This is a genomic window from uncultured Bradyrhizobium sp. (genome assembly GCF_964252615.1).
Lineage (GTDB): Bacteria > Pseudomonadota > Alphaproteobacteria > Rhizobiales > Xanthobacteraceae > Bradyrhizobium.
Genome location: NZ_CAXUNQ010000004.1, coordinates 103,470 through 129,622 on the forward strand (window position 1 = coordinate 103,470; position 26,153 = coordinate 129,622).

Below are 26,153 nucleotides of genomic sequence, written 5' to 3' on the forward strand. Positions count from 1 at the left end.
GCCGTCGACCAGAACCGCGTCGCGCTGCACGCCCCTCAATCTCGAAGCCGTCGTTCCTGAAAGCTCCTGCCCCTCGCGGAATGGCCGGGAAACGCCTATCTTGGTTTACCCCCTCGGACAACGGAATGCCCATGACCCCCACAACCTCCCTGCTCGACCGCGCCAATCTCGACCGCGATGCCGTCCGCCACGAAGTCTCACGCGGGCTGTCCGGCGCCGACGACGGCGAGCTGTTCCTCGAATACAGCCAGTCCGAAGCGCTGATGTTCGACAACGGGCGCCTGAAGCAGGCGACCTACGACACCGCGCAGGGGTTCGGGTTGCGCGCGGTCAAGGACGACGCGGTCGGCTACGCGCATTCGTCCGACGTGTCGATGCCGGCACTGATGCGCGCCGCCGATGCGGTGGCAGCCGTTCGCGGCGGCTATGGCGGCAGTTTTGCGGCCGCACCCGCGCACACCAACGTGCGGCTCTATGGCGACGACAATCCGCTGGACGCGCCGGGCTTCGAAGCAAAAGTAAAACTGCTCGCCGAGATCGACGCCTATGTCCGCGACAAGGATCCGCGGGTGCGCCAGGTGTCGGTCAGCCTGGGAGCGACCTGGCAGGTGGTGGAAATCCTGCGCCCCGACGGCGAGAGCTATCGCGACATCCGCCCGCTGGTGCGGGTCAATATTTCCGTGGTGGCGGGGCAAGGCGACCGCCAGGAGAGCGGCAGCAAGGGTTATGGCGGCCGCGAGGGCTACGCGCGGTTCATCGAAGCCGGGGCGTGGCGCGAGGCCGCGGACGGAGCTCTGCGCGAAGCCATGGTCAATCTCGAATCGGTGCCGGCGCCGGCCGGCGAGATGGACGTGGTGCTCGGGCCCGGCTGGCCCGGCGTGATGCTGCATGAAGCGGTCGGACACGGGCTGGAAGGCGATTTCAACCGCAAGCAGACCTCGGCCTTCGCTGGATTAATGGGCCAGCAGGTCGCGGCCAAGGGCGTCACCGTGGTCGATGACGGCACCATCGCCTCGCGCCGCGGTTCGCTGTCGATCGACGACGAAGGCACGCCGACCAGCCGCACCGTGCTGATCGAGGACGGCATCCTGGTCGGTTACATGCAGGACCGCCAGAACGCACGGCTGATGGCCATGAAGCCGACCGGAAACGGCCGCCGCCAGGGCTACGCCCATGTGCCGATGCCGCGCATGACCAACACCTACATGCTGGCCGGGCAGCGCGATCCGGCCGAGATCCTGGCCTCGGTGAAGAACGGCATCTTCGCCGCCAATTTCGGTGGCGGCCAGGTCGACATCACCTCGGGCAAATACGTATTTCAGTGTACCGAAGCCTACAAAATCGAGAACGGCAGGATCGGCGCGCCATTGAAGGGCGCGATGCTGATCGGCAACGGGCCAACCGACCTGCATCGCATCACCATGGTCGGCAACGACCTGCAGCTCGATTCCGGCATCGGGACCTGCGGCAAGAACGGTCAGGGCGTGCCGGTCGGCGTCGGCCAGCCGACGCTGCGGATGGAGCGCATCACGGTTGGAGGAACGGGCGGATGAGCAGCGAGATCACGCCGCACGGATCGACCGCGCGGCGCTGGCGCGGACAGTTCGCCCAGCTCGCGGCAGTCCTTGCGATCGTTTTTCTCGGCAAGGCCGCGCTGGCCGAGCCGTTCTATGTGCCGTCGCCTTCGATGGAGCCGACGCTGCTGATCGGAGACGCGATGCTGGCGTCGAAATATCCTTACGGCTATGGCGCGGCGTCGCTGCCGATTCACATCGCCTTTCCGGAGACCGGACGGCTGTTCGGCGCGATGCCGAAGCGCGGCGACGTCGTGGTGTTCCGCTGGCCCGGCGACCGTTCGCAGGCATGGGTGAAACGCGTCGTCGGGCTGCCCGGGGACCGCGTCCAGATGCGGCAGGGGCTGCTTTATATCAATGGCGAAGCGGCGGCGCTAAAGCCGGACGGCGTCGGCCGTTCGGAAGACGAGGACGGAAAAACCGAGCTGGCGCGGCGCTATGTCGAGACCTTGCCCGGCGGCGGGTCGCATGCCATTTTCAAAATGGCCGACAACGGCCCGCTCGACGATACGCCGGAAGTGACCGTGCCCAAGGACCGGCTGTTCGTAATGGGCGACAACCGCGATAACTCCGCCGACAGCCGCGTCCCGGTCCGCCAAGGTGGCGTCGGGCTGCTGCCGGCGGACAACCTGGTCGGCCGCGTCGACGCGATCGTCGGCTCCTGGGATTTCGCCACCAAGAGCCAACCGGTGTTGACCTGGCTGTCGGGTTTTCGCGTCGCGCGGTTTTTCACCAGCGTGCATTGAATATTGCGCGGTTGCAGATGGGTTCACCGTCCTCGCGAACGAAGCGATGCAATCCAGCAAGCAGCGAAGCAAGCCTGGACTGCTTCGTCGCTACGCTCCTGGCAATGAAGCCGGCATGACCTTCGATGACGTCAGAAAGATCGCACTCGCCTGGCCGGAGGTGACGGACGGCACTTCCTACGGCACGCCCGCCCTCAAGGTTCGTAAGAAACTGCTGGCGCGGCTGAAAGAAGATGCCGACAGCATGGTGATGCCGGGCGTGCCGCAAGACGAGCGCGATATGCTGGTGGAACGCGCGCCAAAGGTGTTTTATTTCACCGATCACTATCGCAATTATCCGATGGTGCTGATCCGGCTGTCGAAGGCGAAACGCAGGGATCTCGAGCCCTTGCTGCAGCGGCACTGGCGGACGCTGGCCTCGACGGCGGCGGTGAAGGCGAGCAGAGCGCAGGGGTAGGCAGAGGCGCCGCTGCGCCGTGCCCGCCAACGATCAAAACTCATGCGCCGAAATAATGGTGGGATACGGAACCTGTCACCGGGCGCACGCTGCGCGGCCGGCTGACCTTGGCTCTACGCAGATCCGAACGACCTCACCTGACTACGCCGGAGATGAACCCCGGCTTGCGGCGCGGCGGCTTGATGTCTTTCTTCAGGTAGCAATGCGCATCGCGGCCGACATAGCCCGGCCTTGCATAGGTCCAGGCTCGGCATTTGTTGTCCGCGGTGCAGGCCGCCTTGCAGGCGTCCTCCCCGTCGCGGCCTTCCAGATCGAAATTGCGGTAGTCGCCGCCGAACCGGTCGATCGAGGATTCCACCGGACCGCTGCGCTGCTCGACCACGCCGGCGCCGCGTACGCCGGAAACGCAGCAATTATCCTGCGACCGTGCCGGCACATTGTTTTTGAGCCAGCACACCGCACCCCCCGCGGCATCGGTGGGATAATTGAAACTCCAGGCGCGGCAGCGCCGGTCGCGCTCGCATATCATCGCGCAATCCGCCGGGTCGCCCGAAGGTACCGACGTGCTGGTATAATCGCTGCCGGGCCGGTCAAAATTCGACTGCGCCTGCGCATCCCGCGTGGCTGTGACCGCCCCGCAGATGATGACAAGCGATATCAAACACGCCCTCAGCAGGCGGCTTTTCCACATACGCGATTGCTTTCGACCGGTTGGAATGCATCGGCGCGCGACGCCCCATTTGACCGCCGCGTTCCTGTACCGCGGATGAACAGCTATTCAGGCTTTTCAATGCGTTGATCTAGAACGCGTATTCCTGATACGCCGGGTCCACCGTGCCATGCCAGGGACCATGGAATTTTTCCAGCATCTCCTCGGCCGGCGTGCGACCGGCATCGAGAATCCGGTCCAGCGGATCGAGATGCCGCGACTCATCATGGCCGAGGCGATCGACGTGACCGCGCCGGCGCAGGCCGGCATGCGCAAGGACCAGACATTCCCTCGCGATTTCGAACAGATAGCGGTCCCGGATCCGGGCTTTGAAGCCGAGCCGCGGGACGTCATCGCGCAACGCCTGTCGCTCCTGTGCGTTCCAATATTTGACGATGTCCCATGCCGCGTTCAGGCTGGTGTCGTCGTACAGCAGCCCTACCCAGAACGCCGGCAGCGCCGGAAGCCGCCCCCACGGCACGCCATCGGCACCACGCATTTCCAGATAACGCTTCAGCCGTACCTCCGGGAAAATCGTCGAGAGATGATTGGCCCAGTCCGACAGCGTCGGTCGCTCGCCCGGAAATACATTATTTCTTCCCTCGAAGAAGGCGCGGAATGACGAGCCGGCGACGTCGATATATTCATCGCCGCGCTTGACGAAATACATCGGCACATCCAGCGCGTAATCGACCCAGCGCTCGAACCCCATGCCATCCTCGAACACCCACGGGATCATGCCGGCGCGCGCAGTATCGGTATCGCGCCAGATCTGCGAGCGGAACGAGAGAAAACCGTTGGGCTTGCCCTCGGTGAACGGCGAATTGGCGAACAGCGCGGTCGCCACCGGCTGCAGCGCCACCGACACCCGCAGTTTCTTGACCATGTCGGCTTCGGAGGAGAAATCGAGATTGGTTTGCACGGTGCAGGTGCGGTACATCATGTCGAGGCCATATTGACCGACCTTCGGCATGTAGTTGGTCATGATCCTGTAGCGGCCTTTCGGCATCATCGGGATCTGTTCGCGCGACCATGAAGGCGTCATGCCGAGGCCGAGGAATCCGATGCCGAGCGGCGTCGCGATCTCGCGTACCTGCGCCAGATGCGCCATCAACTCGGATTGGGTCTGATGCACGGTTTCCACCGGCGCTCCCGACAGTTCGAACTGGCCGCCGGGCTCCAGCGAGATCGCGCCGCCGCCGGTAACGTCGTACAGCCCGATGATATTGCCGCGTTCCACGATCGGCTCCCAGCCGAGCAAGAGCTTCATGCCTTCCAGCAGCGCGCCGATGCCGCGCGAGCCTTCATAAGCGACGGGGTTATGGCCGTGCAGCGTGAACGGCGTCTTTTCGTGCTCGGTACCGATGCGGAAATCGGACGCAGGCTTCACGCCGGCTTCGAGCCAGGCCACAAGCTCGTCGCGCGATTGCAGCGGCGTCATATCGATCTGGTCACGCGCCATGCGAATTCCGGATGTGGGGCATTTCAACCGAACGCGCGCAATGTCGGGGACGGCTGCGGACCGGTCGATCCGCGGATGCTGGAGGTGAGAATAATATCATCGTGCGGACGCGACGTCTCTGGCGGCGGGCACCGACGCCTCATCGCACGAACAGCCCAGACGATCGAGCAGGCAGCAAAGTTTTACCGCATCCGCATCGGAAAGTTTCGAGCCGACATGCTTTTCGATCGCGGCGGAATACGCGCTCCACATCTTCTTTTGCAGCTCGCGCCCCATTTCCGTGATTTCGACGAACTGGCCGCGTTTGTCGATCTTGCATTCGCGGCGCGCCGCCAGCCCTTCATCCACCAGCCGGTCGATCAGCCGCGAGGTCGAGTATTGCGGGATCAGCATCTGCTTTTCCAGCTCCACGGGCCGCATTTCGCCCGATGGCGCGCGCGACAATTCGAGCAGCGCGTCATACCAGGCGAGCGGCGGGAAGCCGGCTTTCTTCAGCTCCTGCTCGACGGCATCAAGCACGCGGCTCTGGATCCGCATCAGGCGGATCCAGGCCGCGGTCGCCTCGGTCGATGGTTTGCGTTTCATGGACTGGCCCATATCACGGCAGTGTACCGCACTAAATGCAGCTGCATCAATCTTGACTATTTCATGCAGCTGCATTTAATCATCGGTCCGCCCTATCCAATAATCCGAAGAAAAGGAAATTTCGCATGAAGCTGTATTATTCGCCCGGAGCCTGTTCGCTGTCGCCCCATATCGCGCTGCACGAAGCCGGTCTCGCCCATGAGCTGGTGAAGGTCGACCTCAAGGCCAAGAAGACCGAAAACGGCGACGATTTCACCAAAATCAACCCGAAGGGGCAGGTCCCGGTGCTGCAGCTTGACAACGGCGACCTGCTCACGGAAGGGCCGGTCATCGTACAAATGATCGCCGACAAGTCGGCGGGAAAGAATCTCGCGCCGGCGATCGGCTCGGCCGAACGCTACAAGTTGCAGGAATGGCTTAACTTCATCACCACCGAACTGCACAAGAATTTCAGCCCGCTGTTCCAGCCGGTGATCCCGGACGAGGTGAAGAACTTTTTCCGCGACCGCATCAAGGGCAAGTTCAAATACGCCGAATCGCAGCTCGGCCACGACTACCTGATGGGCAAGCAGTTCACGGTCGCCGACGGCTATCTGTTCGTGATGCTGAAATGGGCTGAACGCACCGGCCTGGATCTGTCGGAATTCAAGAACCTGATGGCATTCAAGGAGCGCGTCGCGGCGCGCCCGAAGGTGCAGGCAGCCCTCGACATGGAAGCGCAGGCCCAGAAGGCGGCGTGAACCATCCCCGACGGCGAAGGAAAGGCCGGATCGCGTATCCGGCCTTTTTATTTGCGATCAAATCCTCAGGGCCGCCGAATACAACCTGATATTGCGCAGCTTCAAAAACTTCTGCATTCTCGCATCTGCTTGTCGACGGCGACGAGGAACGACAATGCCCGATTTGATCGGAATGGATTGCGCGAAGGATTACTCGGATTTTGCCGGCGCCATCAAACAGGCCGGCGTCGGTTTTGTCGGCCGCTACTATCGCTGGCCGGCGTCGCATTACGCGCCACTGACCTACCGGGAAGCCGCGGCGCTGACCGATGCCGGATTGTGCGTGGTTGCGCTCTGGGAATGGATATCCAACGAGATCTCTAATTTTTCCTATCACGACGGCTTCGCCCAGGGCAGTTGCGCATACCGGCAAGCAATGACCACCCATCAGCCTGCCGCAACGCCGATCTACTTCACGGTCGACAATGACTTCGATCCGGACCAGATCGCCGGTCCCATCAATGATTATTTTCAGGGCGTAGCCGACGCATTCCGGGCGATGGGCCGGGGGCGGAGCGTTTACATGATCGGCGTTTACGGCTCCGGCCTCACCTGCAACTGGCTGCGCAATCAGAACATGGCGGAACGTTGCTGGCTGGCAGGCTCCCGCGGCTGGGCCGGTTACGACCGATGCACCAACTGGGACATCCGCCAGGCATTCGACGATCTGAACATCCCCGGCCTCGCTCCGGGAGCCGAGGGCGATTACGATTCGGACGTCGGCAGACCAAGCTATGGAGGCTTCCAGGTATGACGTAGGGCGCTCTGCGTCGCCGGGCGCGGGTCAAGCCCGCGCATGGCGTCCGGATTACGCCGCCGTCTTGTTCGGCGGAAAGCGGCCGTAGAACGTCTCGCCCTTCGCGGCCATGTCTTCCAGCAGTTTTGGCGGCGTGAAGCGCGATCCGTATTTCGCCTCGAGCTTGTGACACAGTTCGACGAACTTCCCGGTCCCCATGAAATCGATGTAGGACAGCGTGCCGCCGGTGAACGGCGCGAAACCAAAACCCAGGATCGAGCCGACGTCCGCCTCGCGCGGGTCGGTGATGACATGGTCTTCCACGGTACGCGCGGCTTCCACCGCCTGCACCACCAGAAAGCGCTGCTTCATCTCCTCGATATCCAGCGTATCCGGATCGAGATGTTTTGGTTGCAGCCCCGACAATTCCGACCACAGGCTCTTCTGGCCCTTGCCTTTCTCCGGGTAATCGTAAAATCCCTTGCCGTTCTTGCGGCCGAAGCGGCCCTGTTTTTCGACCATCTCGACCAGGAGCTTCTTCTGGGTTTGGTCGATGGCGTTGGCGCCGAGATCGGCCTCGGTCGCCTTCATGATCTTGAGCACGAGATCGAGCGCCACTTCATCGGACAGTGACAACGGCCCGACCGGCATGCCCGCCATCTTCGCGGTGTTCTCGATCATCGCCGGCGGAACGCCTTCCATCAGCATTTCCAGACCTTCGGCGGTGAAGCGCAGCACGCAGCGATTGGCGAAGAAACCGCGCGAATCATTCACCACGATCGGCGTTTTGCCGATGGCGCGGACGTAATCCAGCGCAGTGGCGAGCGCGACATCGCCGGTGTTCTTGCCGACGATGATCTCCACCAGCATCATCTTCTCGACCGGAGAGAAGAAATGAATCCCGATGAATTTGCTCTGGTCCTTGAACTCCTCCGCCAGCGAATTGATCGGCAGCGTCGAGGTATTGGAAGCGAAGATCGCATCGTTTTTCAATAAAGGCTGCGCCCTGGCGTAGGTCTCCGCCTTCACCTTGCGGTCCTCGAACACGGCTTCGATGACGAGATCGCAGTCCTTCAGCGCGTCGTAATCGGCCGTGGCGCTGATGCGCGACAGGATGGCGTCGCGGTCGCTCTGCTTGGCTCGACCCTTCTTGATCAGATCGTCGATCACCGCCGTGGCATGGCCCTTGCCCTTGTCGGCGCTCTCCTGGTCGCGGTCGATCAGCACCACGTCGATGCCGGCGCGCGCCGAGACATAGCCGACGCTGGCGCCCATGAAGCCGGCGCCGATGATCGCGAGTTTTCCTACTTTCGTCGGCGGCACGTGCTGCGGCCGGCGCGCACCCTTGTTCAATTCCTGCATCGACAGGAACAGGCTGCGGATCATCGCTGCCGCTTCCTTGGTCTGCAGGATGTGCGCGAAGTAGCGCGATTCAACACGCAGCGCCGCATCCATCGGCAATTGCAGGCCCTCATAGGCACACTGCATGATCGCGCGCGCGGCCGGATAATTGTCGTAGGTCTCGCGGCGGTAGATCGCGTTCCCGGCCGGGAAGATCATCATGCCGTTCTTGGAATAAACGGGTCCGCCCGGCAGTTTGAAACCTTTCTCGTCCCACGGCGCGACCGCCTTGCCGCCGGCCTTGATCCAGTCCTTTGCGGTATGGACCAGATCGGCCGCGGGCACGACCGCGCCTACGATATTCTGGGCCTTGGCCTTGGCCAGATTGATATGCTCGCCCTTCAGCAGCATCTGCATCGCATCCTGCGGCTGCAGCATGCGCGGCAGCCGCTGGGTGCCGCCGCCGCCCGGAAACAGACCGACCTTGATTTCCGGCAGGCCGAGGCGCGTCTTTGGATTGTCCGACGCGACCCGATAATGGCAGGCCAGCGTCACCTCGAAGGCGCCGCCGAGCGCCAGGCCGTTGATGGCGGCGACCCACGGCTTGCCTGACGTTTCGATTTTGCGCAGCGTCAGCGACAACTTGCGGCTTTCGTCGAACAGCATTTTTTGCGCGGCTTCCGCGCCGTCGGCCTTCAGCGCCTCGGCAAAGGCCCTGTTCATGCCTTCCAGCATCGAAAGATCCGCGCCCGCCGAAAAAGCTTCCTTGCCCGAGGTGATGACGACGCCCTTCACGGCGGCATCCGCAGTGGTTTCATCGACGATCGCACCGAGTTCCTCGATCGTGGTGGTGTCGAGGACGTTCATGGAACGGCCCGGAATATCCCATGTCACCAGCGCAATGCCGTCGGCGTCCGTTTCGATCTTGAAATTCTTGAAGGTCATGTTGGTCGTTCCCTAAACCCGCTCGATAATCGTCGCGGTGCCCATGCCGCCGCCGATGCATAGCGTTACCAGCGCCGTCGATTTGCCGGAGCGCTCCAGTTCGTCAAGCACGGTTCCGAGAATCATCGCACCGGTAGCGCCAAGTGGATGGCCCAGTGCAATCGCGCCGCCATTGACGTTGATCTTGGCGTTGTCGATGTCGAAGGCCTGGATGTAGCGCAGGACCACCGAAGCGAATGCCTCGTTAAGTTCGAACAGGTCGATGTCCGACAGTCTCATGCCGGATCGCTCCAGCACCTTCCTGGTCACGTCGACGGGTCCGGTCAACATCATCGCCGGCTCGGAGCCGATATTGGCGAAAGCACGGATCTTTGCACGCGGCTTCAGGCCTGCTTTTTCGCCGGCTTCCCTGTTGCCGAGCAGCACCGCCCCCGCGCCATCGACGATGCCGGAAGAATTGCCGGCGTGATGCACGTAATTGACGCGCTCGATTTCCGGATGAGACTGGATCGCCACCGCCTCGAACCCGCCCATTTGCCCCATCATCACGAATGACGGCTGCAACGACGCCAACGACTGCATCGTCGTGGTCGGGCGCATGTGCTCGTCCTTGGCGAGAATGGTAAGGCCGTTGATGTCCTTGACCGGTACCACCGACTTGTCGAAGCGCCCCTCCTGCCACGCCTTGCCGGCGCGCTGCTGGCTCTGCACTGCATAGGCGTCGACATCGTCGCGTGAAAAACCGTATTTGGTCGCGATCAGGTCGGCCGAGACGCCCTGCGGCATGAAGTAGGCCGGCACCGCGATCGAAGGATCCATCGGCCACGCGCCCCCGGAGGCGCCGATGCCGACCCGGCTCATGGATTCGGCGCCACCGCCGATCGTCATCGCGTGCTGGCCCGACATCACCTGGGCTGCCGCAAAATTCACGGCATCGAGCCCCGACGCGCAAAACCGGTTGATCTGGATGCCCGGCACGTCGTTGCCATAACCTGCGCTCAGCGCCGCCATGCGCGCGATGTCGCCGCCGGCCTCGCCGACCGGATCGACGCAGCCCAGCACGACGTCGTCGATGGTGCCCGGCTGGATGTTGTTACGCTCCTTCAGCGCCTTCAACGGCGCGGTGGCCAGCGCCAGCGCGGTCACCTCGTGCAGCGAGCCGTCGGGCTTGCCACGGCCGCGCGGGGTGCGGACGTGATCGTAAATGAACGCCTCAGGCATTGGGTTCTCCCGTTTCAGTCTTGCGATTCGTCCTTGCGAGGAGCGTAGCGACCAAGCAATCCGACTTTCCTGTGCGGCCTGTGGATTGCTTCGCTTCGCCCGCAAGGACGGTGTTATCTTTTCAAAACGCTTCCGCCGGCAATTCCATGGTGGTGCCGCTTCCAGTCTGGATGCGCGCGAGATGCACCGAGGTTTCCGGCAGCATCCGCTCCATGAAGAAGCGGCCGGTGACGAGCTTGGAGGTCAGATAAGGTGCAGCGCCGCCGCCGGCAATCTTGTCTTGGGCTACTTTCGCCATTCGCGCCCACATGTAACCGAACGTGACCAGACCGAACAGGTGCATGTAATCGGTGGCGCCGGCGCCGGCATTGTCGGGCTTGGCCAGCGCATTCTGCATCAGCCACATGGTGGCCTGCTGCAAGTGACCGAGCGCGGTCGACAGCGGTGCGAGATAAGGCTGCATCGCCTCATCGGCGGCGTGATCCTTGGCGAATGCGGCAACCTCGGCGAAGAACGCCATCGCCGCGCGGCCACCGTCGCGCGGCAACTTGCGCCCCACCAGATCGAGCGCCTGAATGCCGTTGGCGCCTTCATAGATCATGGCAATGCGCGCGTCGCGCACGAACTGCTCCATGCCCCATTCGGCGATGTAGCCGTGGCCGCCGAACACCTGCTGGGCCAGCACCGCGTTGGAAAACCCGACGTCGGTAAGCACGCCCTTGAGCACCGGCGTCATCAGGCCCATGTGGTCGTCGGCCTCCTGGCGATCCTTGGCATCGCTCGATCTGTGCGCGACGTCGCTCTTCAGCGCGGTCCACACCACCATCGCGCGCGCCGCCTCGTTGAAGGCGCGGATCGTGAGCAGGGTACGGCGCACGTCGGGATGCACAATGATCGGATCGGCCGGCCTGTCCGGCGCTTTAGGCCCTGTCAGCGAACGGCCTTGCAGGCGGTCTTTCGCGTAAGCGACGGCGTTCTGATAGGCGACTTCGGATTGCGCCAACCCCTGCACCGCCACGCCGAGCCGGGCCTCGTTCATCATCACGAACATGCCCTGCATGCCCTTGTTTTCCTCGCCGATCAGCCAGCCGGTGGCGCCGTCGTAATTCATAACGCAGGTGGAGTTGCCGTGAATGCCCATCTTGTGTTCGATCGAACCGCACGACACCCCATTCGTCGCACCGAGAGAGCCGTCGGCATTGACCAGCACCTTGGGCACCACGAACAGTGACACGCCCTTGATGCCGGCCGGGGCGCCCTCGATCCGCGCCAGCACGAGATGGATGATGTTTTCGGTGAGATCGTGCTCGCCGCCGGAGATGAAGATCTTGGTCCCGGTAATCTTGTAGCTGCCGTCGGCCTGCTTCACAGCCCTGGTGCGCAACAGCCCCAAATCGGTGCCGCATTGCGGCTCGGTGAGGTTCATGGTGCCGGTCCAGTCTCCGGCCAGCATCCGCGGCACGAACATTTTCTTCTGCTCCGGCTTGCCGTGCACCATCAAGGCGGCAGTGGCGCCCTGGGTCAGGCCCGGATACATCGAGAACGCCATATTGGCCGACATCTGGAATTCGTTGACGGTTTGCGTCAGCGTGGTCGGCAGGCCCTGCCCGCCATACTCCGCGGGAGCCGATAGTCCGAGCCAGCCGCCTTCGCCCAGTTGCTTGTAAGCAGCCTTAAAACCCTTCGGCGTCGTGACCCGACCATCGTCGTGGCGGGTGCAACCCTCGAGGTCGCCGATGCGGTTGAGCGGCTGCAGCACTTCCTCGCTGAGCTTGGCGGCCTCGGCCAGGATCGCTTCCCGCACGTCCGCGGGCGCGTCGCTGAAGCCCGGAAGATTGTTGTATCGGTCGATCTGGAACACGTCGTTGAGCAGAAAGCTGACGTCTTCCAGCGGGGCTTTGTAACTGGGCATCGGGACCTTCTCCGGCAGGGCTTCAGGCGGCTTCGTTTAGGCAAATTTTTGCATCGCAGCAATCGGCTTGTTGCAAAATCACATTAGACGGAACCCGAGGCCGAAGGGGAGCCTAAGAGAGCCAAAGCGACAACATGCGCGCCCTGCTACCGCGAAGCACGCACCTACGGTTGAATTTGCGCCAAATAGCAGTTTTTAGGGCCTGATCCGCAACTCCTTAACCCGTTGTTTACCGTAACACGAAAAAGTCGATCTCAGATGCAGACGACCTGCGCTGAATTCGATTGTCTCTTCAATGGGACGCGCGGGGAAGCTGGCGGTGCAGCGATGCGCCGAGAGTTCGAACCGGGCCAGAGCATGAATTCGCGCGTATCGTGGAGTGTAGAGGGCATCGATCCATCGGTCCGTGAGCGGGCCGAGGCCGCCGCGCGACGCGCCGGCATGTCGCTCGATGACTGGCTCAATTCCACCGTCGGCGATTCCACGGCCCCGAACATTCCTGTCCCCCACGATCCGCCGCTTCCGAGCCAGGACGCCAAAGACGTCGCCGACATTCATCAGCGGCTGGATTCCATCACCCGCCAGATCGAACAGATTTCGCGCCCAGCACCTCGTAACGACGCGGCGCCCAACGATGCCCCGCCCGGCGGCGCATCGCACAACGGCCCCGGTGTCGCCAAGCAGTTGAACGACGCCATTTCGCGACTCGACGCGCGGCTGTCGCAGATTTCAAACCCCGCGCCGAAGCAGGCGCAGCGCCAGGATTCCCAGCGCCAGGCCGAGAAAGTCGAGCGCGCGGCGGCGCAAGTCTACCGTTCTTCTCCGCCGCTCAATCCAGGAACGCTGGACTTCGCCATTGCAGAAATCACTGCGCGCCAAAGCGAGCTCGATAATTCCTCGCCGCGGCCGATGCCGTCCCGTGCGGCACCGCCGATCGCACCGGCGATGGCGCAGCCGGCGCCCGCCGGCCCGGATTTTTCCGGGCTCGAGCGGCATCTGCTCAAGATCACCAGCCAGATCGAGTCGCTGCAGCGTCCGGACAATATCGAGCAGTCGATCGCCGCGTTCCGCGGCGAACTGAACCAAATTCGCCATGCCATCACCGAGGCGATGCCGCGCCGCGCGATCGAATCGATCGAAAACGAGATCCGTTTGCTGTCGCGACGGATCGACGACAGCAGGCAGAACGGCACCGACGGCCAGGCGCTCGCCGGTATCGAACGCGCACTCAACGAGATACGCGAAGCGCTACGCTCGATGACTCCGGCCGAACAACTGGCGGGCTACGACGACGCGATCCGCAATCTCAGCGCCAAGCTCGACATGATCGTGCGCAGCAACGACGATCCCGGCACCATTCGTCAGCTTGAAGATGCAATTTCCGCGCTGCGCTCGATCGTCTCCAATGTCGCGTCGACCGACGCACTGGCACGGCTCAGCGACGACGTTCAGGCGCTGTCGTCCAAGGTCGACCAGTTCGCCCGGTCCGAGGGCCATGGTGATTCGTTCGCGATCCTCGAACAGCGCATCGCCGCATTGACATCGTCCCTGGAAGGCCGCCAACGGCCTGTCGCCAGCGACAATTCCGAGCATATCGAAGGCGCGTTGCGGGCGCTGATGGACCGCCTCGACCATATGCAGGTCGGCAATGACAGCGCGTCGGCATTTGCCCATCTGGAACAGCGCGTGTCGTATCTGCTGGAGCGCCTCGAAGCTTCGACGGATCACCGCTCCGGCAATCTCGGGCGGGTCGAGGAAGGCCTGCAGGATGTGCTGCGCCATCTTGAAACCCAGCATGCCAGGTCTGCCGCGCCCGCCGACGACGGAAGGACCGGCGCGCCGCCCGCCATGCAGATGGACAGCGGCCTGGTCGATCTGATCAAGCGCGAATTGTCCGACATGCGCTTCAACCAGTCGGAAACCGGCCGTCATACCCAGGACGCGCTTGAAGTCGTTCATAACACGCTCGGACATGTGGTCGACCGATTGGCGATGATCGAGGGCGATCTGCGCGCAGCCCGCCCCGCGCCGGTGCCACCGGCGCCCGTGACGGCGGCCCAACCGCTCTCGCGCGCGATGACGCCGCAGCAAGCCGCCCCGCCGCCGCCCCGACCGGAAATGCCGAATCCGGCTGCCGCCCAGGCACATTTCGCCGCTGCGCCGCGCGAATTCCACGCCGCCGAGCCGCCCGCCGCGCCGGTCATCGCCCCAAGGGCGATCAGCGAAATTCTCGAACCTCAGGCGCCGCTACCGCGCGCGGCGATCGAACCCGATCTGCCGCCGGATCATCCGCTGGAACCGGGTACGCGGCCGGTGGGCCGTACCGCGTCACCGTCGGAGCGCATCGCAGCGTCGGAAAGCGCCATCAGCGAGATTTCCCCGGCTGCCCGCGAGCAGGCCAGCACGTCGAGTTTCATCGCCGCCGCCCGCCGGGCCGCGCAGGCCGCTGCGGCGACGCCCGCCAAGGACAACAGGACCAAGCGCGTCGCCGCGCTCAAGGATACGAGCGGTGATGCGGCCAAAGGCTCGTCCACCATCACGTCCAAGATCCGCTCGCTGCTGGTCGGCGCGAGCGTGGTCGTGATCGTGCTCGGCACCTTCAAGATGGCGATGACGCTGCTCGACAGCGGCACGCCGCCGTCAATGCCGGAATCGGAGATCTCCAGCGAGCCGCCGCCCCCGGCGCCTGCCGAAAGCGCCAAGCCCGCGGCACCCGCTCCGGCCATGCCTTCGATGACCTCGCCGACACCGATCGGCCGGCAATCGCTTAATGCACCCGCGCCGGCCGTTTCGGAGAGCACCGCATCGGTGGCGATCCCGCAGCCCGCAATGCCGGCAGCCGCTCCGGTCACCGCGCCGGATATCACCGGAACGATCCCGCAGGCGAGCCCCGCGGTTCCGGTGCTGGCCGCCAATCGCAAACTGACGCTGATCCAGATTCCTCCGGAAGAAAAATTGCCGGACGGAATCGGCGGACCGGTCCTGCGCGCAGCCGCGCTTAAAGGCGATCCCTCCGCCGCTTATGAGATCGGCCTCCGCTATGCCGAAGGCAAAGGCGTGCCGGCGAGCTATGACGATGCCGCGAAATGGTACGACCGCGCCGCGCAAGCAGGCGTGGTGCCTGCGATCTTCCGGCTCGGGACCCTTTACGAAAAGGGCCTCAGCGTGAAGAAAGATGCCGACCTTGCGCGCCGCTACTACCTGCAGGCCGCGGAACGGGGCAACGCCAAGGCGATGCACAATCTCGCCGTGCTCGACGCCGATGGCGGCGGCAAGGGCGCCAATTACAAGAGCGCGTCGCAATGGTTCCGCAAGGCGGCCGACCGCGGCGTCGCCGACAGCCAGTTCAATCTCGGCATTCTCTATGCGCGCGGTATCGGCGTCGAACAGAACCTTGCCGAATCCTTCAAATGGTTCAGTCTCGCCGCCGCCCAGGGCGACGCCGACTCGGTGCGCAAACGCGATGATATCGCCAAGCGGCTCGACGCGCAGTCGCTGGCTGCCGCGAAACTGGCAATCCAGACCTTTACGCCGGAAGGCCAGCCCGACGACGCCGTCAATACGGCAAGCCCGGCCGGGGGATGGGACGTCGCACCGACCCAGGCCGATGCGGCCAAGCCGGCACCTGGCGCGGCCAGGCCGGTCGCCATCAAGCGCGCCGCGCGTTAATCTGAATTATTCACCACTTCGAAAGTTGCGCGCGGGACCGCGGCAAAAACCCGGCATTTCGGGGATACTTTAATCCCTCAGGCCGGCGATTTCGGTTATGCAGGAGCGCGGCCAATAACCCGCGCCGCTATCGAAAAAACCATGCCGTGAGCGGTTTCGGCCGGCTGCAGGGCTAAAAATCCGAAGCGAGCGCGCGTGCAGCTTTACCTTCCGATCGCCGACATTCCGGTCAACGTCTTTCTCATCCTGGCGATGGGTGCGGCGGTCGGATTCGTGTCCGGCATGTTCGGAATTGGCGGCGGCTTCCTGATGACGCCGCTATTGATCTTCGTCGGCATCGCACCCGCAGTCGCCGTCGCCTCGGTCGCGAGCCATATCGCGGCGTCGTCGTTTTCCGGCGCGCTGTCCTACTGGCGCAAACGCGCCATCGATCCGGCATTGGCCCTGGTATTGCTAAGCGGCGGCGTTATCGGCACCGCACTCGGCGTGTGGACATTCACCCTGCTGCGCTCGCTTGGCCAGCTCGATCTGCTGATCGCGCTGTCCTATGTGGTGCTTCTCTCGGCCGTCGGCGGATTGATGTTCTGGGAAGGATTGCGCGCGATCCTGCGCACGCGGCGCGGCGTTGTGATCCCGATGCGGCGCTCGGGCAGTCATGGCTGGATCCACGGTCTGCCGCTGAAAATGCGTTTCAAGCGCTCGAAAATTTACCTGTCGGTGATCCCGGTCGTCGCGGTCGGCCTGGTGATTGGCTTCATCGGCGCGGTGATGGGCATCGGCGGCGGCTTTATCCTGATCCCGATCATGATCTATCTGCTGAAGGTTCCGACCTCGACGGTGATCGGCACCTCCATGGTACTGACGCTGGTCACCATGCTCTTTGCCACCATGCTGCACGCCGTCACCAACCATCTGGTCGACGCTGTGCTGGCGCTGATCCTGATGATCGGCGGCGTCACCGGCGCGCAGTTCGGCGCCCGCGCCGGGCAAAAGATTCGCGGCGAGCATTTGCGGCTGCTGCTCGGACTGCTAATTCTCGCGGTCGGCATCCGCTTTGCCATCGAATTGGGGATCCGCCCCGACGATCTCTTCACCATCCGGGAAACCGGGGGCGCCGGATGATGTGGCGTCCACCCATCGCGGGTATCGGCTTCGCGCTCGTGCTGGGCGCCGGTCTGGCGGCCGACGTCGCGCATGCCGAACGGCTGATCGTTTCCGTGTCGAACCATCGCGTCACCGTGACGCCGAATTATTCCGGCGAGGAACTGGTGCTGTTCGGCTCGGTCGAGAAGGACGACAGGGCGCCCGCAAACCGTGGCAATTACGATCTCGTCGTCACCGTCAGCGGTCCGCGCGCGGACATGGTGACCCGCCGCAAGGAGCGCCGGTTCGGCATCTGGATGAATAACGACTACCGGCAGTTTCTGAAAGTGCCGACCTATCTCGCCCTGTTTTCCAACCGGCCGTTCGACGCCATCGCTCCGCCCGAAGTGCAGCGCCGGCAGCAGCTCGGCCTCAACAACGTATTGCTGACCCAGCGGGTCGGTCCCGACTACGCCGATGTGGTTCCGGACGACGCATTCCGCAGCGCCTTCGTGCGGCTGCGTTCGCAGCACGGTCTCTATCGCGAAGCGAGCTCCGCGGTGACGTTTTTGACCCCGACGCTGTTTCGCACCGGAATCCCGCTTCCGGGGGAGGTCCCGATCGGGACCTACGATGTTGAGATCAAGCTGTTTGCCGACGGCATGCTGGTGACGCGGACCGATACCGCGTTCGAAATCGTCAAGGTGGGGTTCGAGCAATTCGTCGCCACCACGGCGCGTCAGAACGGTTTCATCTATGGGCTGGTGACGGCGTTCATGGCGCTGATGACGGGATGGATGGCCTCGATCGTGTTCCGGAAGGATTAATGTCGCAACGCATCGAGGACATGAACTCACATAAAGAGGCCGATACCCATTGCCGCTACGCTGAGCGCCATCGCCGCAGTTGCGAGCCAGCCAAGCCAGTGCAACGCCCCGCCGATCGTAAAGCGACCCATCACGTCCTTGCGCCGCGCCATGATCATCAGCAGCACCATCACTGGAACAGCGAGCACGCCATTGATGACGGCGCTCCAGAACAGCGCGGAGATCGGATTGATCGAGGTAAAATTCAGCGCAATGCCTATTCCGGCCGACAATGCCAGCACGGCATAGAAGGCGATCGCCTCTTTCGGCTTGCGCGCAAGCCCGACCGGCCAGCGGCGGCCTTCGCCGACGGCATAGGCCGTTGCGCCGCCGAGAACCGGAATCGCCAGCAATCCGGTGCCGACGATGCCGAGCGCGAAAATGACTTCCGCAAACGCGCCTGCGATGGGCTTTAGCGCTTCGGCTGCCTGCGCCGAGGTTTGGATGTCGGTCTTGCCGGTGGCATGCAGGGTTGCTGCCGCCGTGATGATGATCGACAGGGCAATCAGGTTGGAAAACGCCATGCCGACGATGGTGTCGGCGCGAATCCGGTGGAATTCGTTTTGCGCGCCATAATGCTTTTCGATCAGCGGCTGCTTGGTGGCATCGACGCGCTGGTCCTCGGCTTCCTGCGAGGCCTGCCAGAAGAACAGATAGGGCGAGATGGTGGTGCCGAAGATGGCGACGATGGTGGTCAGATAATCGGCGCTCCATGTCAGCCTCGGCACCAGAATGCCGGTGATCGCCTCGCCCCAATGCACATGGGCGACAGCGAGCGCTGCGACATAGGCGAACAGGCACAGCGTCAGCCATTTCAGCACCGCAACGTAGTGCGAATAGTCAAAGAAAATCTGCGCCGCGACCGAGGTGACGCCGAATACCAGTACATAGACGATGCCCGGCCCCCCGATCAGCAATTTGGTCGCATCCGCCATCGCGCCGAGATCGGCCGCGATGTTGATGGTGTTGGCGATGAACAGCAACGCGATCACGATATTGAGCAGCGTCGCCGAATAATGCCGGCAGACATTGCCGGCAATGCCGCGCCCGGTGACGCGGCCGACACGGGCTGAAATCTCCTGAATCGCCGCCATCAGCGGAAACGTCAGCAGCATGGTCCAGCCGATGCCGTAGCCGAGCTGCGCACCGGCCTGGCTGTAAGTGCCGATGCCGGAGGGATCGTCATCGGAGGCGCCGGTGATAAGGCCGGGCCCAAGGCTTTTGAGGAAATCCTGAATCGAAACGGTTCGCGGTGCTCGACCCTGGGAATCGGCCTTTGGTCCCTCGGCTTCCTGGGATTCTTCGGCCTGGTCTTGGCTTTTTTGCTCACCCCGCCCTCGCACCCTCAGCGTACCGCGATGTTGGTTCCGGATCGCGACCCAGGCAAGAGGTTTGATGTCGGGGGCGGTATCCGGCTCGAGAATCCCCGCCGCGCAACCCGGCGGCTGGCCGACAGGCCGGCGGAATTGGCCCTACGGTGTGTGCCAAGACGGCGTAAATTCCTCAATAACAGCGTGAGGCCGAGATCGCGTGCATGCGGTTGTCGCCGAGCACATGCGCCATGAAACCCGGCGTCTGGAATATCCTTTGGAAGGCGGCATCGCGAATGTTCAGGCCGCCGGTATAGGCTCCGAATGACGGCATCACCGCGCGCCTCCCGTCGCTGGCAAAACATCGCCGCTCCACCGTACGTCCGCGCGTGGTGACGCGCGCCTTCGGATGCAGGTGTCCGGCGATCTCGCCCGCCGCACCCGTCGGCTCATGTCGAAACCCAACGGGTCCGACCGCGACTTCGCTCGCGACCACGCCGCCGAGACCGGACGGCAACGACGGATCGTGGTTGCCCGCGATCCAGACCCAGTCGCGTCCTACCTGCAGCGCCGCGATGGCTTCGCGGTCCGGCGCGGATAGGCGCTCGTGCGCTTTGCGGTCATGAAAGCTGTCGCCGAGCGCGATCACGGTGCGCGGATTGTGCCGCGCAATGACCGCACTGAGGCGCGACAGCGTCGCCACCGTGTCGTAGGGCGGCAACAGCACGCCACGCGAGGCAAAACTGGAGCCCTTTTCCAGATGCAGATCGGAAACCACCAGCAGACGCTCGGATTCCCAGAAGAAAGCGCCGGACAGGTCGGCGACCAACGTCACGCTCAGGATGGTGACGGTGGCAATGCGCGCGGCGGCCGGCTCGTGTTCTGAAAATTGCGCGCGTGCCGTCACGGTCTATCCTGTCGCCTCTTTGACGAGTTCATCCGCGGCTTCCGCAAGCAACTCGTCCGACGCTTCGCCATAGACTGACTCGCGGCCGATTTCCAGCATCACCGGCACCGCGAGCGGCGAAACATGATCGAGTTCCTTATGGACGATCCGCCCCTTGATTCGCGACAGCATATCACCGAGCCGGCGGATATCGAGCAACCCCGTGGCCGCGTCGGCGCGGGCCGCGCGCAACAGAACATGGTCGGGCTGGTGCCTGCGCAATACGTCGTAGATCAGGTCGGTGGAAAACAGCACCTGGCGCTTGCTTTTCTCTGCGCCGGTAAAGCGCCGCGCGATCAGGCCGGAAATCACCGCACAAGTGCGAAAAGTTCGTTTCATCAGCGCCGATTCGGCAAGCCAGGCTTCGAGATCGTCGCCGAGCATGTCGGGATCGAACAGTTCGTCGAGATTCATTTTTCCCTGCCGGATCATGAACGACAGATCGCCGAGGCTCCATACGGCAAGCGCGTATTCATTGGCAACGAAGCCGAGCGGCCGCGCCCGCGCGCGCTCCATCCGCCGCGTCAGCAGCATGCCCAAGGTCTGGTGCGCGAGGCGTCCTTCGAACGGATAACAGACGAGATAATGCTTGCTGGCGCGGGGAAAGGTTTCCACCACCAGTTCGCGCACATTGGGCACCCGCGAGACATCGGCCTGCAGCGCCAGCCAGTCGCGCACCTGGTCCGGCAAGCCATTCCAGGCGCGCTTGTCGGCGAGCAGTTTCCGGACGCGTTCGGCCAGATAGGTGGAGAGTGGAAACTTGCCGCCCATGTAGGACGGCACCTTGGCGTCGGCGTCGTTGGCGCGCGAGACATACACCTGATCCTCGGCCAGCGATTCGTAGCGCACCACCTCGCCGCCGAACACGAAGGTATCGCCGATCACCAACCCCTCGATGAAGGCTTCCTCGATCTCGCCGAGCGTCCTTCCCCCGCGCCCCAACGCGCCCGTCAATCCCGAACCGCCGCCGCGCGCGCGCACCAGCCGTACTTTCAGCATGGTGTCCTCGACGATGGTACCGATATTCAGCCGGTAACTTTGCCGGACGCGCGGATTGGTGACGCGCCAGCGCCCTTGCCTGTCCTGCTTGATGCGGGCGAAACGCTCGTAGGTTTTCAGCGCATAGCCGCCGGTGGCGACGAAATCGACCACGCCCTCAAAATCCGTTCGTGTCAGGGCGCAATAGGTCGCGGCTGTCAACACTTCCGCGTAAAGCTCGTCTGCGAGAAACGGCTCGCCGCAGGCGCAGCCCAGCACATGCTGCGCCAGCACATCGAGCGCGCCGGTGCGCAGCGGCGGGGTGTCCTGGGCGTTTTGGGCGACGGCATCGATGGCGACCCGGCACTCCAGGACCTCGAAACGATTGGCCGGCACCAGCACCGCCCGCGATGCTTCATCGATGCGGTGGTTGGCGCGGCCGATTCGCTGCATCAGCCTCGAGGCCCCCTTCGGCGCGCCGATGTTGATCACCAGATCGACGTCGCCCCAGTCGACGCCGAGATCCAGCGACGAGGTGCAGACCACGCCGCGCAGCCTTCCCGCCGCCATCGCATCCTCGACCTTGCGGCGTTGGGCGACGTCGAGCGAACCGTGATGCAGCGCGATTGCCAGGCCGTCGTCGTTCATGCGCCAGAGATCCTGAAACAGCATCTCCGCCTGGCTGCGGGTATTGACGAAAACCAGCGTGGTCTTGTTGACCTTGATCAGGTCGTAGATTTCATCGAGGGCGTGGCGCGCGGTATGGCCGGCCCAGGGCAGCCGCTCCTTGGTATCGAGCATCTCGACGATCGGGGGCGCTGCGCCCCCGGCGACGACGATATCGGCGCCTTCGACCGCGCCGTCGCGTTGCGGCACCAGAAACCGTGCCAGGGATTCCGGCTCCGCCACCGTGGCCGACAGACCGATCGAGCGCATTCGCGGCGCCAGCCGCCACAGCCGCGCCAGCCCAAGCGATAGCAGATCGCCGCGCTTCGAGGTCACCAACGCGTGCAGTTCATCGAGCACGATGCGCTTCAGCGACGAAAACAGAAACGGCGCGTCGTCGGACGACAGCAACAGCGCCAGTTGTTCGGGCGTGGTGAGCAGGATATCCGGCGGATAGCGCCGCTGTCGCTGCCGCCGCGACACCGGCGTGTCGCCGGTACGGGTCTCGACCTTGATCGGCAGCGCCATCTGCGCGATCGGCGCCTCCAGATTGCGCGCGATATCGACCGCGAGCGCCTTCAGGGGCGAGATGTACAGCGTATGCAGGCCGCGGCTGCGCGCCAGGCCACGTCCGGTGGAAACAAGCTTCTTTTCATTGCCCGAAGCATGCTCCGCTTGCCGTCCCTCCCCGGCGAGGGCGCCGGGAGAAGAAAGCTCGACCAGGGTCGGCAGAAATCCGGCCAGCGTCTTGCCGGCGCCGGTCGGCGCGATCAATAGCGCCGAGCGATCGTTGCGCGCCTTCGCAAGCAGCGCCAGTTGATGCGCGCGCGGCGACCAGCCCCGCGCAGCGAACCAGCGCAGGAAGGTTCCAGGCAGCAATGCAGGCTGCAGATCGTGGTCAGGTGACAGCACGACTGCACAGCTATGCCTTCACGACGCTTCGGTCGAGGTTATTCGCGCAGCCCTGGCACCGCCGGCCGAATCATCGCCCATACCCGATTTGCCCCGGATCGAGCGTCTGTTGAACGGTGGCACACCCCCGCGGCGGCGATGATGCGATACATCAGAAGCCGGTATTTTTCGCAGCTTTTTGGCGTACAGCTATCATTCCCTGACAGTGTGGCTGCCCCGCCACAGACAGGCCCAAAGCTTGCGGATACACTCTCAGTTCAAATTTGGACTTTGGGTTGAGAACTTTGGGGACGACGATGAAAAAGATACTGGCTGGAGCAGCAGCACTCCTTGGAACCGCGGTCAGCGCCCAGGCGGCAGACATGGCGGTCAAGGCGCCTTATCTCAAAGCCCCGGTGGCCATGGTCTATGACTGGACCGGATTCTACATCGGCGTGAACGCCGGGGTCGGCATCGGCCGCGATTACACCCGCCTCGCCATCCCGGCTGGTCCCTCGTTCGAAGCATCCTACCTCAATCCCCAGGGTGGCATGGGTGGCGGCCAGGTGGGCTACAACTGGCAGGTGCCGAACTCGTTCTTCGGCGGGCTGGTCTTCGGTGTCGAGGCCGACATCCAGGGCACCGGGCTGCGAGACAACTACACCTGCCTGCTCGGCTGCGCGGTGGGCGTCAATTCCCGGTTCAACCAGAAGCTTGACTGGTTCGGCACGGTCCGCGGACGCGTCGGTATCGCAACCGGTCCGGTCCTGACCTACGTCACGGCCGGTTGGGCCTATGGCAGCGTCAAGACGACGCTGACGGAGACGATCGGGACCACCGGTGCATTTGCGTCAAACCAGAACCGTGGCGGCTGGACCTGGGGCAGCGGCATCGAAGCCTCGCTGGGCGGCAACTGGACCGGCAAGATCGAGTACCTCTGGTTCACCTTGGGCGACCGGATGGACGCCTTTACGCTGAACGGCATTCCCCAGGCCATGAGCACGGACATCCGTGAGCAGATGTTCCGGGTCGGCCTGAACTACCGCATCGGCGGCAATGGTGCGGCTTACGTTCCGCCGCCGGCGTCGAACTGGACCGGCTTCTACCTCGGCGGCAATATCGGCTCCGGCATCGGCCGCGATCGCACCGCATTAAGTGCTGCCGGCACCACTGAATTCTTCAATCTGACCCCGGACGGCTTCAATGGCGGCGTCCAGGCCGGCTACAACTGGCAGGCCGCGAACTGGGTGTTCGGTTTGGAGGCCGATATTCAGGGGGCGAGCCAGCGCGACAACCGTGCCTGCGTGGCGTCCTGTAACCCGCTGACGCTGTTTGCTGCCTATGATGCCAGCCTGCCCTGGTTCGGCACCGTGCGCGGCCGCGTCGGCTATTCGGTCGGATCAAGCCTGTTCTACGCCACCGGCGGTTATGCTTACGGCGGCATCAAGACCAAGATCGCCTACAATCTCGGTACCGGCGTTGGCGCCACGGAATTCTCGAACACCAAGGGCGGCTGGACCGTCGGCGGCGGTATCGAGACCCCGTTCACCTTCCTGGTCGGAGTGCTGGGCAATAACTGGACGTCGAAAACCGAATATCTCTATGTCGATCTCGGTACCCAGACCGGTGCCTTTGCAACCCCGGCTGTCGTCGGCGGACCGGCTGCTTTCGTAGCGACCAACAGCACCCAGGTTCACGAGCATATCTTCCGCACCGGTTTGAACTATCACTTCAACTCCTCGCCGGTGGTTGCGAAATACTGATCGCGACAACAGCAGATATCAAAACCCCGGCCTCTGGCCGGGGTTTTTGTTTGGGCCCTTGTCAGCGAATAATGCACCCAGGCGTCATGGCCGGACTTGACCGCTTTCGTTATGGCCGGGCTTCGTGCCGGCCATCCACGTCTTTCTTCTTCAGCGCCTTTAACACGTGGATGCCCGCACAGGGCCGGCATGACGAACCAATGACGACGCCTGATTTTTCGGATGCTTTTCGGTCAGCGTCTCAGGACGACGTCGGTGATCGCGACCGTCGCATTTGGCTTCACGCTCAGAACATATTTGGCGAGAATCCGCGCCTCGGTCGGATATAACGGCAGACCTGCCATCGTCCATTTGTTATTTTTCGGATCGTTCCATTCGACGCGCCGGTGTTGAGGAGAAGCTCGCTTTGAAAGAAGGATTTTCATTGTTTTCTCCCTGGCATTGCATCGATCGGCCATTCCAGCACTTTCAGCAATGGCTGACACCCGGTTGCGGCATGTAGCCGCGTCAAATCCTGGCCGCGACCACCACGAGGCCAGGCACCGGGATGTTGTCCTCATTGCGCGCCGACAGATCGTCGAGCCGTGACAGCGTGAGGCCGGCAGCCGCAATGGTGTCGCGTATGTGGATAGCGCCGTGTGCATAGCGCAGGCCTTTCCCCAGGATGACACCCTCTCCCCCATGGGTTTCGGCGGTAAATGCCAACAGGCCTCCGGACGCCAGCACGCGCGCGGCCTCGCGCAGCAATGGCACCAGATCGGAAAGATAGACCACCGCGTCGGCGGCGAGGATCAGATTGGCGCTGGCGTCGGGCTTGCCGCTCAGGCCTTGCACCATCTCAGCCACTTCCAGCTCGGCGTAAAGCCCGCTGGCGCGTGCCTGCTCGATCATGCGCGGCGACAGATCCATCCCGATGAACGTACCGACCTCCTTCGCAAAGGCGCGCGCAACCAGGCCGGTGCCGCAGCCGAGGTCGATGGCGCGCTTGAAGAATGCCAGCTTGCGCACCGCAGCGCACTCGGCCAGCACCGCCTCTAACAACAGTGCCGGCCCACGATAGCCGAGATCGTCGAGCAGCGCCGATTCGAATTTCGGCGCATACTGGTTGAACAGCGACCGGACATAGGCCGGCGGCATGCCGGCCAATCGCTCGGCGCCGAGCAGCATCAGCCGCAGGCTTGCGCCGTGACGATCGTCGGGGTCGGCCGCTTGGGCCTTGCGAAACGCCGCAATCGCATCCTCACATTCACCGAGCCGTTCGCGAATGTCGCCCAATGTGAACCACGCCGAGGCAAAGCCGGGCGCCAGATCGGTTGCCTGCAGCAGGAGGTCGGCTGCCGCGACGAGATCGCCTTTCAACTGCAGATCGCGGGCAAAATCGAAGCGCCGGTCGGCGATCATGTCGCCGGAAGACAGGAACAATCGTGCGGGCATGGTTTCCGCGTGCGTCGTTGCCGGGATCGATCCCGGCAATCCATCAAGCAAACAACTCTTCCGGAAGACGGATGCGCGGG

General features: G+C 63.4%; 19 protein-coding genes and 1 pseudogene. 9 read left to right on the plus strand and 11 right to left on the minus strand.

The features are described from left to right. Nucleotides 1-125 precede the first annotated feature (125 nt). From tldD to ACFE72_RS04125, 3 genes are all read left to right on the plus strand, one after another. Nucleotides 126-1,553, plus strand: coding sequence for a metalloprotease TldD (gene tldD, locus ACFE72_RS04115; protein WP_375411785.1), 1,428 nt, complete (start codon nucleotides 126-128; stop codon nucleotides 1,551-1,553). Continuing rightward, a complete protein-coding gene (gene lepB / locus ACFE72_RS04120; protein WP_375411786.1) occupies nucleotides 1,550-2,320 on the plus strand; it encodes a signal peptidase I in 771 nt (256 codons plus the stop codon). The genes tldD and lepB overlap by 4 nt, the downstream gene beginning before the upstream one ends. Before the next feature lie 115 nt (nucleotides 2,321-2,435). After that, complete coding sequence (locus ACFE72_RS04125; RefSeq protein ID WP_375411787.1) at nucleotides 2,436-2,777, plus strand: MmcQ/YjbR family DNA-binding protein; 342 nt, start codon at nucleotides 2,436-2,438, stop codon at nucleotides 2,775-2,777. Between the two features lie 133 nt (nucleotides 2,778-2,910). Here ACFE72_RS04125 and ACFE72_RS04130 read toward each other — a convergent pair whose 3' ends face one another. The 3 genes from ACFE72_RS04130 to ACFE72_RS04140 all read right to left on the minus strand — a co-directional run bounded on the left by ACFE72_RS04130 (nucleotide 2,911) and on the right by ACFE72_RS04140 (nucleotide 5,533). Next, on the minus strand, nucleotides 2,911-3,468 hold the full coding sequence (locus ACFE72_RS04130) for a PAN domain-containing protein (protein ID WP_375411788.1): 558 nt from the start codon (nucleotides 3,466-3,468) through the stop codon (nucleotides 2,911-2,913). 109 nt (nucleotides 3,469-3,577) lie between these two features. After that, on the minus strand, nucleotides 3,578-4,948 hold the full coding sequence (locus tag ACFE72_RS04135; RefSeq protein WP_375411789.1) for a glutamate--cysteine ligase: 1,371 nt from the start codon (nucleotides 4,946-4,948) through the stop codon (nucleotides 3,578-3,580). A 96-nt stretch (nucleotides 4,949-5,044) separates the two neighbouring features. After that, nucleotides 5,045-5,533: a MarR family winged helix-turn-helix transcriptional regulator gene (locus tag ACFE72_RS04140; protein WP_375411871.1), complete on the minus strand. Its 489-nt coding sequence runs from the start codon at nucleotides 5,531-5,533 to the stop codon at nucleotides 5,045-5,047. Nucleotides 5,534-5,658: 125 nt separating this feature from the next. Here ACFE72_RS04140 and gstA point away from each other — a divergent pair, with 125 nt between their 5' ends. Together gstA and ACFE72_RS04150 are read left to right on the plus strand one after the other, a co-directional pair. Continuing rightward, nucleotides 5,659-6,273 carry a glutathione transferase GstA gene (gene gstA, locus ACFE72_RS04145; RefSeq protein ID WP_375411790.1) on the plus strand — a complete coding sequence of 205 codons (615 nt, stop codon included), beginning with the start codon at nucleotides 5,659-5,661 and terminating at the stop codon, nucleotides 6,271-6,273. Between the two features lie 154 nt (nucleotides 6,274-6,427). Beyond that, complete coding sequence (locus tag ACFE72_RS04150) at nucleotides 6,428-7,066, plus strand: glycoside hydrolase domain-containing protein (RefSeq protein ID WP_375411791.1); 639 nt, start codon at nucleotides 6,428-6,430, stop codon at nucleotides 7,064-7,066. Between the two features lie 54 nt (nucleotides 7,067-7,120). Here the strand turns inward: ACFE72_RS04150 and ACFE72_RS04155 are convergent, their stop codons facing one another. From ACFE72_RS04155 to ACFE72_RS04165, 3 genes are all read right to left on the minus strand, one after another. Further along, nucleotides 7,121-9,334 (minus strand): FAD-dependent oxidoreductase, encoded by a 2,214-nt coding sequence (locus tag ACFE72_RS04155; protein ID WP_375411792.1) that lies wholly within the window; start codon nucleotides 9,332-9,334, stop codon nucleotides 7,121-7,123. A gap of 12 nt (nucleotides 9,335-9,346) precedes the next feature. Next, nucleotides 9,347-10,555: an acetyl-CoA C-acetyltransferase gene (locus ACFE72_RS04160; protein WP_375411793.1), complete on the minus strand. Its 1,209-nt coding sequence runs from the start codon at nucleotides 10,553-10,555 to the stop codon at nucleotides 9,347-9,349. A 121-nt stretch (nucleotides 10,556-10,676) separates the two neighbouring features. Further along, nucleotides 10,677-12,467, minus strand: a complete 1,791-nt coding sequence (locus ACFE72_RS04165) for an acyl-CoA dehydrogenase C-terminal domain-containing protein (protein WP_375411794.1) — start codon at nucleotides 12,465-12,467, stop codon at nucleotides 10,677-10,679. Nucleotides 12,468-12,824: 357 nt separating this feature from the next. Here ACFE72_RS04165 and ACFE72_RS04170 point away from each other — a divergent pair, with 357 nt between their 5' ends. The 3 genes from ACFE72_RS04170 to ACFE72_RS04180 all read left to right on the plus strand — a co-directional run bounded on the left by ACFE72_RS04170 (nucleotide 12,825) and on the right by ACFE72_RS04180 (nucleotide 18,046). Then, nucleotides 12,825-16,136, plus strand: coding sequence for a hypothetical protein (locus tag ACFE72_RS04170; RefSeq protein ID WP_375411795.1), 3,312 nt, complete (start codon nucleotides 12,825-12,827; stop codon nucleotides 16,134-16,136). 195 nt (nucleotides 16,137-16,331) lie between these two features. After that, nucleotides 16,332-17,258: a sulfite exporter TauE/SafE family protein gene (locus ACFE72_RS04175; protein ID WP_375411796.1), complete on the plus strand. Its 927-nt coding sequence runs from the start codon at nucleotides 16,332-16,334 to the stop codon at nucleotides 17,256-17,258. Beyond that, nucleotides 17,258-18,046 (plus strand): TIGR02186 family protein, encoded by a 789-nt coding sequence (locus tag ACFE72_RS04180; RefSeq protein WP_375411797.1) that lies wholly within the window; start codon nucleotides 17,258-17,260, stop codon nucleotides 18,044-18,046. Before ACFE72_RS04175 ends, ACFE72_RS04180 begins: the two co-directional genes overlap by 1 nt. Nucleotides 18,047-18,072: 26 nt before the next feature. On the opposite strand, the gene ACFE72_RS04185 is transcribed toward ACFE72_RS04180, so the two are convergent. The 3 genes from ACFE72_RS04185 to ACFE72_RS04195 all read right to left on the minus strand — a co-directional run bounded on the left by ACFE72_RS04185 (nucleotide 18,073) and on the right by ACFE72_RS04195 (nucleotide 22,897). Continuing rightward, the gene (locus ACFE72_RS04185; protein WP_375411798.1) at nucleotides 18,073-19,428 is read right to left on the minus strand and encodes an NRAMP family divalent metal transporter; all 1,356 of its coding nucleotides are present in this window, start codon (nucleotides 19,426-19,428) and stop codon (nucleotides 18,073-18,075) included. A gap of 160 nt (nucleotides 19,429-19,588) precedes the next feature. Next, entirely contained in the window at nucleotides 19,589-20,254 is a 666-nt protein-coding gene (pdeM, locus tag ACFE72_RS04190) for a ligase-associated DNA damage response endonuclease PdeM (RefSeq protein ID WP_375411872.1), read from the minus strand. A 51-nt stretch (nucleotides 20,255-20,305) separates the two neighbouring features. Then, the gene (locus ACFE72_RS04195; RefSeq protein WP_375411799.1) at nucleotides 20,306-22,897 is read right to left on the minus strand and encodes a ligase-associated DNA damage response DEXH box helicase; all 2,592 of its coding nucleotides are present in this window, start codon (nucleotides 22,895-22,897) and stop codon (nucleotides 20,306-20,308) included. A gap of 296 nt (nucleotides 22,898-23,193) precedes the next feature. On the opposite strand from ACFE72_RS04195, the gene ACFE72_RS04200 reads away from it, so the two are divergent. Then, a complete protein-coding gene (locus ACFE72_RS04200) occupies nucleotides 23,194-24,639 on the plus strand; it encodes an outer membrane protein (protein ID WP_375411800.1) in 1,446 nt (481 codons plus the stop codon). Nucleotides 24,640-24,896: 257 nt separating this feature from the next. Here ACFE72_RS04200 and ACFE72_RS04205 read toward each other — a convergent pair. Both ACFE72_RS04205 and ACFE72_RS04210 read right to left on the minus strand, forming a co-directional pair. Next, nucleotides 24,897-25,042 (minus strand): annotated as a pseudogene (locus ACFE72_RS04205) (branched-chain amino acid ABC transporter substrate-binding protein); the annotation flags it as partial. A 104-nt stretch (nucleotides 25,043-25,146) separates the two neighbouring features. After that, the gene (locus ACFE72_RS04210; protein WP_375411801.1) at nucleotides 25,147-26,073 is read right to left on the minus strand and encodes a methyltransferase domain-containing protein; all 927 of its coding nucleotides are present in this window, start codon (nucleotides 26,071-26,073) and stop codon (nucleotides 25,147-25,149) included. Between the last annotated feature and the right edge of the window lie 80 nt (nucleotides 26,074-26,153).

Bases quoted from the DNA above. Each gene is read 5' to 3' on its own strand.
- tldD (WP_375411785.1), top strand. From the start codon at position 126: ATGCCCATGACCCCCACAACCTCCCTGCTCGACCGCGCCAATCTCGAC.
- lepB (WP_375411786.1), top strand. From the start codon at position 1,550: ATGAGCAGCGAGATCACGCCGCACGGATCGACCGCGCGGCGCTGGCGC.
- ACFE72_RS04125 (WP_375411787.1), top strand. From the start codon at position 2,436: ATGACCTTCGATGACGTCAGAAAGATCGCACTCGCCTGGCCGGAGGTG.
- ACFE72_RS04130 (WP_375411788.1), bottom strand. From the start codon at position 3,468: ATGTGGAAAAGCCGCCTGCTGAGGGCGTGTTTGATATCGCTTGTCATC.
- ACFE72_RS04135 (WP_375411789.1), bottom strand. From the start codon at position 4,948: ATGGCGCGTGACCAGATCGATATGACGCCGCTGCAATCGCGCGACGAG.
- ACFE72_RS04140 (WP_375411871.1), bottom strand. From the start codon at position 5,533: ATGAAACGCAAACCATCGACCGAGGCGACCGCGGCCTGGATCCGCCTG.
- gstA (WP_375411790.1), top strand. From the start codon at position 5,659: ATGAAGCTGTATTATTCGCCCGGAGCCTGTTCGCTGTCGCCCCATATC.
- ACFE72_RS04150 (WP_375411791.1), top strand. From the start codon at position 6,428: ATGCCCGATTTGATCGGAATGGATTGCGCGAAGGATTACTCGGATTTT.
- ACFE72_RS04155 (WP_375411792.1), bottom strand. From the start codon at position 9,334: ATGACCTTCAAGAATTTCAAGATCGAAACGGACGCCGACGGCATTGCG.
- ACFE72_RS04160 (WP_375411793.1), bottom strand. From the start codon at position 10,555: ATGCCTGAGGCGTTCATTTACGATCACGTCCGCACCCCGCGCGGCCGT.
- ACFE72_RS04165 (WP_375411794.1), bottom strand. From the start codon at position 12,467: ATGCCCAGTTACAAAGCCCCGCTGGAAGACGTCAGCTTTCTGCTCAAC.
- ACFE72_RS04170 (WP_375411795.1), top strand. From the start codon at position 12,825: ATGAATTCGCGCGTATCGTGGAGTGTAGAGGGCATCGATCCATCGGTC.
- ACFE72_RS04180 (WP_375411797.1), top strand. From the start codon at position 17,258: ATGTGGCGTCCACCCATCGCGGGTATCGGCTTCGCGCTCGTGCTGGGC.
- ACFE72_RS04200 (WP_375411800.1), top strand. From the start codon at position 23,194: ATGAAAAAGATACTGGCTGGAGCAGCAGCACTCCTTGGAACCGCGGTC.
- ACFE72_RS04210 (WP_375411801.1), bottom strand. From the start codon at position 26,073: ATGCCCGCACGATTGTTCCTGTCTTCCGGCGACATGATCGCCGACCGG.